General features: G+C 43.6%; 7 protein-coding genes and 1 tRNA gene. 4 read left to right on the top strand and 4 right to left on the bottom strand.

Features of this window, described 5'->3' with window-relative positions; translation table 11 throughout:
* Positions 1 to 410 precede the first annotated feature (410 nt).
* The 3 genes from K339_RS0132150 to K339_RS0132140 form a co-directional block, all read right to left on the bottom strand.
* Positions 411 to 1,700, bottom strand: a complete 1,290-nt coding sequence (locus tag K339_RS0132150) for an adenylosuccinate synthase (protein WP_028527260.1) — start codon at positions 1,698 to 1,700, stop codon at positions 411 to 413.
* A 108-nt stretch (positions 1,701 to 1,808) separates the two neighbouring features.
* Positions 1,809 to 2,312 (bottom strand): Fur family transcriptional regulator, encoded by a 504-nt coding sequence (locus K339_RS0132145; RefSeq protein ID WP_037302452.1) that lies wholly within the window; start codon positions 2,310 to 2,312, stop codon positions 1,809 to 1,811.
* 107 nt (positions 2,313 to 2,419) lie between these two features.
* Complete coding sequence (locus K339_RS0132140; protein WP_028527258.1) at positions 2,420 to 4,678, bottom strand: RelA/SpoT family protein; 2,259 nt, start codon at positions 4,676 to 4,678, stop codon at positions 2,420 to 2,422.
* 252 nt (positions 4,679 to 4,930) lie between these two features.
* On the opposite strand from K339_RS0132140, the gene K339_RS0132135 reads away from it, so the two are divergent.
* The 3 genes from K339_RS0132135 (at position 4,931) to K339_RS0132125 (ending at position 7,138) form a co-directional block, all read left to right on the top strand.
* A tRNA-Leu gene (locus K339_RS0132135) sits at positions 4,931 to 5,012 on the top strand.
* A 138-nt stretch (positions 5,013 to 5,150) separates the two neighbouring features.
* Positions 5,151 to 6,497 (top strand): trigger factor, encoded by a 1,347-nt coding sequence (gene tig / locus K339_RS0132130; protein ID WP_028527257.1) that lies wholly within the window; start codon positions 5,151 to 5,153, stop codon positions 6,495 to 6,497.
* A 71-nt stretch (positions 6,498 to 6,568) separates the two neighbouring features.
* Positions 6,569 to 7,138 carry a Crp/Fnr family transcriptional regulator gene (locus tag K339_RS0132125; protein WP_028527256.1) on the top strand — a complete coding sequence of 190 codons (570 nt, stop codon included), beginning with the start codon at positions 6,569 to 6,571 and terminating at the stop codon, positions 7,136 to 7,138.
* 19 nt (positions 7,139 to 7,157) lie between these two features.
* Here K339_RS0132125 and K339_RS0132120 read toward each other — a convergent pair whose 3' ends face one another.
* Positions 7,158 to 7,742: an O-methyltransferase gene (locus K339_RS0132120; protein WP_028527255.1), complete on the bottom strand. Its 585-nt coding sequence runs from the start codon at positions 7,740 to 7,742 to the stop codon at positions 7,158 to 7,160.
* Positions 7,743 to 7,781: 39 nt separating this feature from the next.
* Here K339_RS0132120 and K339_RS35615 point away from each other — a divergent pair.
* Positions 7,782 to 8,734 (top strand): ATP-binding protein (locus tag K339_RS35615; protein ID WP_157607858.1); only part of this gene is annotated, 953 nt, incomplete at its 3' end.

The following is an 8,734-nucleotide window of genomic DNA, read 5'->3' as shown; positions in this document are numbered from 1 at the left end:
TGATAAGATAAAAGCTAAAAATCCTCAGACTGAAGAAGTTTGGCTATTTTTCGGAATTCACACTGCCAATGCCGTTAAGGTTGCAAAGAGAAGGAAAAAGGGAAAGAGTACATTTCTATTAGCTGCATAAAATAAAGGAAACGTCAAGAAATTACCCGCTCTATTTAAAATAGGATGGTTATTAAACTGTGTTAATACGTTAGAAAAACGTAGAAAAGATTCATATTAGTTGACATAAATAGTATTATTTTTATAATTCAACAGTTTTTAACCAAAAAATCCACTCAACTTGGAGTGGATTTTTTGAAAATATTTTTTGAAAAAGTAATTTCCAAGGGAAGCCTAAAAATGCCGTCACTTTTGGGCGACGGCATTTTTGTGATTTCTATTCTCTATCAACTGACGGCTGATTAAGCTGTCTGTGCTTCGCGGTGAATGATGGCTTCGCGGTCAGGGCCAGTCGAGATAAAGCTAATTGGAAGTTTCAATTCGGCTTCTAAAAACTCAATGTAAGCAGCAAGTTCTGCTGGAATCTCATTGTACGAATGAAGGTTTTCTAGTGATGTAGCCCAGCCCTTCAACGTTTTGTAAATAGGCGTTACTTCTTCGTCGCAAAGGTCGTAAGGAAGCTGGTCAGTAGTGGTACCATCGGGCAATTGGTAGTGCGTACAGATTTGAATTTCATCAAAGATATTCAAAACATCGACTTTCATCATGACCAACTGCGTGACGCCATTGATCATAATGGCGTATTTGAGGGCAGGAAGATCAATCCATCCACAGCGACGCGGGCGTCCCGTGGTTGAACCAAACTCACGTCCTTCTTGACGGATACGTTCTCCGACTTCATCCAACAATTCGGTAGGGAATGGGCCGCTTCCTACGCGTGTGCAGTAAGCTTTGAAAATCCCAAATACTTCGCCGATGTGCTTTGGAGCAACCCCCAAGCCAGTACAAGCCCCCGCAACGGTGGTGGTAGAACTGGTTACAAAAGGATACGAACCAAAGTCAATGTCCAACAATGAGCCTTGGGCACCTTCTGCCAATACCGTTTGACCTGCTTCGAGTGATTCGTTCACTACGTATTCGCTGTCAACAAATTGGAATTGTTTGAGGAATTCGATTGCTTCAAAGAAAGCTTGTTCAGCTTCGGCGAGTGAGGTTTCAAACTCATAGTTATAAAACTTGAGGATGACCTTGTGCTGATCCACTAGGTGGCGGTACTTTTGTTTGAAATTTGGAGAAAGAATGTCACCCATTCGTAACCCCATCCGCGCTACTTTGTCTTGGTAAGTAGGACCAATACCACGCAATGTAGAGCCAATTTTGGCAGCACCTTTGGATTGTTCGTAGGCGGCATCAAGCAAACGGTGGGTTGGAATAATGACCGCCGCTTTTTTTGAGATAAACAAGTTTTTATCAAGTGGGAGATTGAACTTAGCCAAGCCATCAATTTCTTTTTTGAGGACGATGGGGTCAAGTACAAGCCCGTTTCCGATAACGTTTTTGATTTCAGGACGGAAAATTCCCGACGGAATTTGGTGCAAAACGTGCTTAAAACCGTCAAATTCGAGTGTATGCCCCGCATTAGGCCCACCTTGGAAGCGTGCCACCACTTGGTATTGTGGCGCCAAGACGTCCACTATTTTCCCTTTTCCTTCGTCGCCCCATTGGAGGCCGAGTAATACATCAACTTTCATTAGAAATTATAACCCCTAACCCTGAAGGGGATTTTATTGGATGTGATACATGCCCATAGGGTTGGGGTAGGGCACGGTGCATGTTGGGCAAGTAGCCCCCTTTCTGCACTATTCAACTTCTATTCTTTTGGGCCGTTCGGCGATGGCCTTGGTTTTATTTTCACAGTTTGCCCGTTGGCAATTACCGTAAAAAATTAACGAGTGATGAAGTACGTTAAATTTAAGAAGTTCGCCCACCATGTTTTGAATATTTTGGACGCGAGGGTCACAAAACTCCATTACTTGGTGGCAATCCATACAAATAAGGTGGTCGTGTTGGCGAGAGCCGTAAGCTTTTTCGTATTGGGCTAAATTTTTGCCAAACTGGTGTTTCGTAACCAAATCACAGTCAACGAGTACATCCAATGTATTATAAACAGTTGCCCTACTTACCCGATACTTTTTGTTTTTCATCGAAATATACAGCTCATCCACGTCGAAGTGGTCTTCACGGGTGTATATTTCTTCCAATATCGCAAATCGCTCAGGGGTTTTGCGAAGCCCTTTGCGCTCTAAGTAGGCAGTCAGAATGCGCTTCGCAGCTTCTAAATTTTCGTGCTTGGCCTGTGGCATGATTACAATAAGAAAATTTGAAAATTTGAAAATTTGAAAATGAACCTTGGTTTTCAAGTTGGGTGCATTGGCAAATTTTCAAATTAGAATAGCAAAAGTACTAATTTTCAATCAAACCGCGCTACTTTAAATACACCATCTACTTTTTCGATTTTGTGGATGAGTTGTTCTAAGTGCCGAGTGTCATAAACATACAGTTTGATGAGTCCTTCAAAGAGCCCTTCTTCGGTTTCTACCGAAATAGAACGAATATTAATGTGGAGCTCATTGGATATAATCCGAGTCAAATCATTGACCAATCCCACGCGGTCGGTGCCGTCAATGCGGAGTCCTGCCAAAAAAGCAATTTTTTGTTGTGACGTCCACTTTGCTTTAATGACGCGGTTGCCGTGGTTCGACAAAAGCTCTGGGGCATTGGGACAGGTAGTTCGGTGAATTTTGATGCCTTCGTTGACCGTCACAAACCCAAATACGTCATCGCCAGGAATAGGATTGCAGCATTGGGCCAAGATGTAGTCAATCTTGTCCATGTCTTCGCCAATGAGCAGCGCGTCGGCGTCGGTGCGCTCGCCGTGCATTTTTTTGAGCTCTTTGGTAAACTGCTTGCCGTCTTGGAGGTCGTCTGTATTGATTTTGGCTTGTATGTTCTGTTTTGCCTCCTTTTCCTGTTTAAATTTCTTGATTTCGTCAGGTTGAATGTAGGCTTTTCCAAAACGATAATACAGGTCGCTGGGGGTTTTGCAGTTAAAATACGCCCTCAGCTGATTGATCAGTTCAAGGGTAACGTCAAGGTGTAAGATTTTACACTTTTTCTCAATAATACTACGGCCGTCGCTGATATATTGTTTGTTTTCCTCCTTGATAAGTTCTTTGATACGGGCTTTGGCCTTGGAGGTCACCACAAACTTGAGCCAATCTTCGCTGGGTTTTTGACGTTTGGCCGTGATGATTTCTACTTGGTCGCCGTTGTTTAGTGGCTGACTAATGGGCACCAACGTATTATTAACTTTTGCCGCGATGCAGCGTGCGCCAACTTCAGAGTGAATGTCAAAAGCAAAATCGAGGGCTGTAGCACCGCGTTGTAGTACCCGAAGCTCACCTTTTGGGGTAAAGACAAATACTTCTTCGGCAAACAAGTTGCTGCGGAAATCATCCAAAAACTCCAATGCCGCCGATTTGCTGTCTTTGGTTGCTTCGAGCATTTCGCGGACTTGGTTAATCCACTGGTCGATTCCTTGGCCCGTGCGGGTGTCGTTGCCTTTGTATTTCCAGTGAGCAGCTACCCCTTTTTCGGCAATTTCATCCATTCGTTTTGAACGAACTTGTACTTCCACCCACTGTCCTTTATCGGCACCTTCGGGGCGATACATTACTGTGATGTGCAACGACTCGTAGCCGTTGGCACGGGGCGTGGCCAACCAATCCTTGAGGCGGTCGATATTGGGCGTGTAGTGGTCGGTAACGATGGAGTAGGCGTGCCAGCAATCTGATTTCTCCGCCTTAATGTCCACCGAATTCATAATAATCCGTACGGCAAACAAATCGTAGATTTCTTCAAACGGCTTTTTTTGTTTCCTCATTTTGTTCCAAATCGAATAAATCGACTTGGGGCGTCCTTTTATTACAAAGTCATAGCCTTGTTCTCTGAGGTCGATGTCAATAGGTTCGATAAACTTATTAATAAACCTATCGCGGGAGGTTTTGGTCGCACGCAGTTTGTTCTTGATTTCCTCGTAGCTTTCGGGCTCGGTATATTTGAGGTAGAGGTCTTCAAGGTCGGTTTTTATCGAGTGCAATCCCAAACGGTGGGCGAGTGGGGCATAGATAAAGATAGTCTCGGACGCAATTTTTAGCTGCTTGTCACGCGCCATGCTATCGAGGGTGCGCATGTTGTGGAGGCGGTCGGCGAGCTTAATCATAATGACCCGAATGTCGTCCGAGAGCGTAAGGAGCATCTTACGGAAGTTTTCGGCTTGTTGCGACGTCCCAAACTCAAACTGTCCCGAAATTTTGGTTAGGCCGTCGATGATTTGGGCAACCTTAGGCCCAAACTGATGCTCGATGTCTTTGAGGGTGTAATCTGTATCTTCTACTACGTCGTGGAGCAACGCACATATAATAGAAGTAGTACCGAGGCCAATTTCCTCAACGCATATTTGAGCAACGGCAATGGGGTGGTAGATATACGGCTCTCCCGACTTGCGGCGCATGTCTTTGTGAGCTTCTACCGATAGATTGAACGCTTTCTTAATTTTTTTGGCGTCATCATCTTTTAAGAAGGGTTTGGCGGCGCGTAATAGTTTTCGGTACCTTTTAAGAATTTCTAAGCGCTCCAATTCCAAATCAATTTCTACTTCGATGGGCATGTTATTGGTGTTCGGTCATCCGAAATTTGTTGTACTCAATACGACTAAGGTAATCAATCGTTGTGTTTTTAACAAGTTTTTTATGATGTAGTAAAAAAAAATAGGCGTTTTTTTTGAGGGTAAATTATTGATTTATAGCAAGTATAGGCCAAAAGAGATAGCTTTCTGTTTTTAAGAAAGATAAAAAAAATAAAAAAAAGCTTGCATCTTGTGTTTACAAAAGGTAGTTTTGCATCCCCAAACACACACGCTGCGGGCGTGGTGAAATTGGTAGACATACCAGACTTAGGATCTGGCGCCGCAAGGCATGGGGGTTCGAGTCCCTCCGCCCGCACTATCTGGTTTTATAAATGAGTGATTTAGTGACTTAGTGATTTAGTGATTTCTTACCCACTTTTTCGCTAACCTAATTCACTCATTTTTTTTATAGCATATTTTCAAAATCCCCAATTCAGAAATTTAAACATATATCATGGAGGTTCTGTTAGAAAAAAGCACACCCACCAATGCCACGCTAACCATCAAATTAGCGAAAGAGGATTATCAACCAAAAGTAGATAAAACAATCAAAGATTATAGCAAGCGCGTAGCTTTGAAAGGTTTCCGTCCTGGAAAAGTACCTGCTAATGTAATCCAAAGAATGTACGGTAAAAGCATTGTTATCGACGAAGTGAATAACTTGCTTTCTGAAACCGTAAGTAACTATATCCGTGATAACAAACTTGCCGTAGTGGGCGACCCGCAAATTGATCGCGAAAAAACAGATGCGGTTAATTGGGACAAACAAACGGAATTTGAATTTAGCTACGAATTAGGTTTAGCCTCTGATTTTGAGGTAAATATCGGTGCATTGCCTGCGGTTTCTTCTTACACGATTGAGGCAGGAGAAAAGGAACTTAACGATACCATCGAAAACCTTCGTACGCAGTTTACGGGTCAAATCAACCCTGAAACGTCGGAAGCTGGCGATATGCTTTACGGTGAATTGAAGCAAGTCGGTGGCGAATTTTCTACTAAAACGGCCATTCCTTCTAAGCAAATCAAAGAAGAAGCACAAGCTAAATTCGTTGGTTTGACGAAAGGAAGCGAAGTGACGTTTGATATTCGCGATACGTTTGTGGACGACAAAGCCATTGCGCTTTTGACGGGTAAAAAAGAAGAGGAAATCGCTGAATTTGCGGGTGAATACGCCTTTGTGGTAGAAGACATCACGCGCCAAGCGCCTTCAGAAATCAACCAAGAGTTTTTTGATAAGGTGTTGGGTGTAGGTAAAGCAGAAGACGAGGAGTCGTTCCGCTCACAAGTGGCCGAAATCATCCAACGCAACTACGCACGCGAAGCAGATTCATTGTTGCGCCGCGACATCGACCAGTTGTTGTTGGACAACATCCAAATCGACCTTCCAGAAGCGTTTTTGAAAGATTGGTTGTTCCAATTAAACGAAGGTAAATTTACCACAGAACAAATCGACGCTGACTATCCACAATTCACAAAATCGTTGAAGTTGTCGTTGATTAAAAACAAATTGGCCGAGCAAACCGAAATCAAAGTAGAGCAATCAGAAGTGATTGCGCGTGCTGAGGACATGGTTCGTGAACAATTTGGTATCTACGGTGATTCATTGGGCGACCAGATGGAAGAAACCATCCGCAAAATTGCGATGAACTACCTAACGACCGAAAAAGAGAACAACTACTCGAAGATGTTCAACTTGGTGTTTGACGATAAAGTGTTTGAGTACTTGAGCGGCCAAGTGGCGGTTGAGGCAAAAACAATTGACGTAGAGCAGTTCAAAGAAATTGTGAACGCGTTGAGCTAATCACATACATTTATTGCTTAGATTAGGAGGTCGCCACACAATGGCGACCTCTTTTGTTTTCACTCATCGCTATGGAATCACTAACTGCACTTATCAAACATTTTTGGCCAACTGTTACGCCCGATTTTGAAGTTGCGCTGCGAGAGGCGGTCGTCAGAGAAGAAATTCCTAAAAAAACGGTGATTCTACAAGAAGGGCAAGTGGCCAAAAAGATGTATTTTGTCGAAAAGGGCTGCTTGCGGGGGTATTATTTAAAGGAAGGTGCTGAAGTAAACTCGTGGTTTATGAAAGAGGACGATTTTGTCATTTCTATTGTCAGTTTTTATACCCAACAACCCTCCGAAGAACTAATTGAGACGCTTGAAAATTGTGTTTTGTGGTCTATTTCATACCAACGACTTCACCAGTTGTATCTCCAGCACCCAGGATTTAACCAAGTAGGGAGGCTGCTGACGGAGCGGTATTATGTATTGAGCGAGCAGCGAACGCAAAACCTACGTAAAAAAACAGCCGACGAGCGATACCGTCAGCTGATTACGTCCTTTCCAGATATTAGCAAGCGAATACCGCTCAAGTACATCGCGTCGTATTTGGGAATTACCTCCGAAACCCTGAGCCGCTTGAGGGCAAAGAAATGGTAAAATTGGGTTTTAAAATTGATTATGCCTGCTTCACCAATACAATAACGCCCGACGCCCACGTCATTTTAACCATTTGAAAACGGGAGTCATTTTCGAGTGTTTGGATGAGATTCGCTGCTTTTTTATCGTGGCCTTCGGGCCAATTAGGCTGCGGTAACATATCGTCGATGATATAAAAACCGCCTTCTTTAATCAAAGCCAAAGTTTCTTCCAAGTGGTTGTATTTCCCAGGCCAGGTATCGGCAAAAATCAGGTCAAAATGATTCTGCGGGAGTTTTACAATGACGTCCTCCCCTAAACTGTGAATGAGTTCTAGCCTTGAATCCGAACCAAGATGTTTTTGGGCAATTTGGATGAGTGCCTCGTCCGATTCTACCGAAATGAGGTGAGCGTCGGGTGTCATACCTTCGAGCATCCAAGCCGTTGCTCGTCCTGCGCCCGTACCAAGTTCAAGAAAGTTTCCTGCGGGTTTGCTGGCCACAAACGTCCGAAGAAATGCCCCAGTGAGGTCGTCGGAAGGTTGTCCAAAGCTGATAGCTGCGGCATCGGCGTCGATGGCGGCTAGGAGGGTGGGTTTTTGAGGGATGGGTAAGTCGGTCATCATTAATTTCTGTCTATCTTTGTTTAAAGAAAGCGAGAAACGATGCAAAAATATCCGATAGGAATCCAGAATTTTCAAGAGCTTATCACGAGGGGGTATCTCTATGTTGATAAAACAGCGTTGATTTACCGCTTGGTGAGTAGGGGGAAATACTATTTTCTGTCTCGCCCTCGCCGTTTTGGGAAGTCATTGCTGGTGAGTACGTTGCAGGCGTTGTACGAAGGTAAGCAGGAGCTTTTTGAAGGTTTGTATATTTTTGATAAATGGGATTTTAGTCAGACGAACCCCACGCTTGTGATTTATTTTAATCAGATGAGTTTGCGGGATGTGGGTTTGGAGCAATCGCTGATAACGACGTTACGCAATGAAGCCCGCCGCCATGAGTTAATTTTGGAGAGTGAAGGGGTAGGCTTTATGTTTCAGGAGTTAATTGAGAAACTTCACGTCAAGACGGGTCGTAAAGTGGTGGTGTTGGTGGATGAATACGACAAACCGATAGTGGATTATTTGGAGGAACTACCGATTGCGCATCTGAACCGTCAATTGTTGAAATCGTTTTATGGGATACTGAAACCTTCAGACGAACATTTGGAGTTTGTGTTGCTGACGGGCGTGAGCAAGTTTGCAAAAGTGAGTGTGTTTTCGGATTTGAATAATTTGCGAGACCTTACCCTTAACCCACAATTTTCGGATTTGGTTGGTATTAATCAAGAAGAACTTGCCTTGAATTTTAAGGCAGAAATCTCAGACTTATCCAAAGAAAGAGGGATTACGGAAGAGGTATTTTTAGGTCAAATCAAGCATTGGTATAACGGTTATTCTTGGGGGGGCAAGGTCAGTGTTTATAATCCCTTTTCGTTGCTTAACTTTTTTGCGGACAACGGTAGTTTTCAAAATTATTGGTTCAGTACAGGAACACCGACGTGGTTAATTGGCTTGTTGCGTAGCCAAGGGATTTATCAGATAGAGGGCCAGGAGGTATCGGCCATTAGTTT

Origin of the sequence: Runella limosa DSM 17973 (assembly GCF_000482465.1) — a bacterium.
GTDB lineage: Bacteria > Bacteroidota > Bacteroidia > Cytophagales > Spirosomataceae > Runella > Runella limosa.
Note: the sequence above shows the minus strand (reverse complement) of the source record. Positions and strands in the feature narration are given on the sequence as shown.

What these genes read in the sequence shown, in the direction of transcription:
- K339_RS0132150 (WP_028527260.1), bottom strand. Translation starts at nt 1,700, where the DNA reads ATGAAAGTTGATGTATTACTCGGCCTCCAATGGGGCGACGAAGGAAAA.
- K339_RS0132145 (WP_037302452.1), bottom strand. Translation starts at nt 2,312, where the DNA reads ATGCCACAGGCCAAGCACGAAAATTTAGAAGCTGCGAAGCGCATTCTG.
- K339_RS0132140 (WP_028527258.1), bottom strand. Translation starts at nt 4,678, where the DNA reads ATGCCCATCGAAGTAGAAATTGATTTGGAATTGGAGCGCTTAGAAATT.
- tig (WP_028527257.1), top strand. Translation starts at nt 5,151, where the DNA reads ATGGAGGTTCTGTTAGAAAAAAGCACACCCACCAATGCCACGCTAACC.
- K339_RS0132125 (WP_028527256.1), top strand. Translation starts at nt 6,569, where the DNA reads ATGGAATCACTAACTGCACTTATCAAACATTTTTGGCCAACTGTTACG.
- K339_RS0132120 (WP_028527255.1), bottom strand. Translation starts at nt 7,742, where the DNA reads ATGATGACCGACTTACCCATCCCTCAAAAACCCACCCTCCTAGCCGCC.